At 64.9% G+C, this 1,181-nt stretch carries 1 protein-coding gene; it reads left to right on the forward strand.

Annotated features, from left to right (window positions below; all coding sequences use genetic code 11):
* Positions 1-1,181: sigma-70 family RNA polymerase sigma factor (locus FS320_RS43745; RefSeq protein WP_152718697.1), on the forward strand; the 1,181-nt coding region annotated here is incomplete at both ends.

A 1,181-nucleotide genomic window follows, 5' to 3' on the forward strand; every position in this document is an offset into this window, starting at 1 on the left:
TCCCGCGAGGGCGAAATCGCGATCGCCAAGCGCATCGAGGCCGGCCGCGAGGCCATGATCGCCGGGCTCTGCGAAAGCCCGCTGACCTTCCAGGCCATCATCATCTGGCGCGACGAACTCGTCGAGGGCCGGGTGCTCCTGCGCGACATCATCGACCTCGAGGCCACCTATGCGGGCCCCGACGGCAAGGGCGCGCCCAAGGTCGACGCCCTGGGCGAAGGTGAGGCCGAAGAGGAGACTGCCGAGGGCGAAGAGGGTATGACCCCGCCCGAGGGCGATCTCGACGACGACGACATGGAAAACAACGTGTCGCTCTCGGCCATGGAGGCCGAGCTGAAGCCGCGCGTTCTCGAGACGTTCGATTCCATCGCCGACAACTACAAGAAGCTGCGCCGCCTGCAGGTCGAGCATGTGGAACAGCGCATGCAGAACAAGCAGCTGACGCCGGCCCAGGAGCGCAAGTACAAGGAGCTCAAGGCAGACATCGTCGCGTCGGTGAAGTCGCTGTCGCTGAACAACAACCGCATCGAGGCGCTGGTCGAGCAGCTCTACGACATCAACAAGCGCCTCATCTCCCATGAGGGCCGCCTGATGCGCCTGGCCGAGAGCCACGGCGTCGCCCGCGAGGAGTTCCTCAAGCACTACCAGGGCTGGGAACTCGACCCGAAATGGGTGCTGCGCGTCTCCAAGCTCGGCGGCAAGGGCTGGAAGGACTTCGTCGCCAGGGCGAAGGACGGCATCCACGACCTGCGCGAGAACATCCACAATCTGGCGAGCGAGACCGGCCTGGAGATCCAGGAGTTCCGCCGCATCGTCATGATGGTGCAGAAGGGCGAGCGCGAGGCCCGTCAGGCGAAGAAGGAAATGATCGAGGCCAACCTGCGCCTCGTGATCTCCATCGCCAAGAAGTACGCGAGCCGCGGCCTGCAATTCCTGGACCTGATCCAGGAGGGCAACATCGGCCTCATGAAGGCGGTCGACAAGTTCGAGTACCGCCGCGGCTACAAGTTCTCGACCTACGCCACTTGGTGGATCCGGCAGGCGATCACCCGGTCGATCGCCGACCAGGCCCGCACGATCCGCATCCCGGTGCACATGATCGAGACGATCAACAAGATCGTCCGCACCTCGCGCCAGATGCTGCACGAGATCGGCCGCGAGCCGACCCCGGAGGAGCTGGC

The organism is Microvirga tunisiensis (assembly GCF_009296175.1).
GTDB classification, from domain to species: Bacteria; Pseudomonadota; Alphaproteobacteria; order Rhizobiales; family Beijerinckiaceae; genus Microvirga; species Microvirga tunisiensis.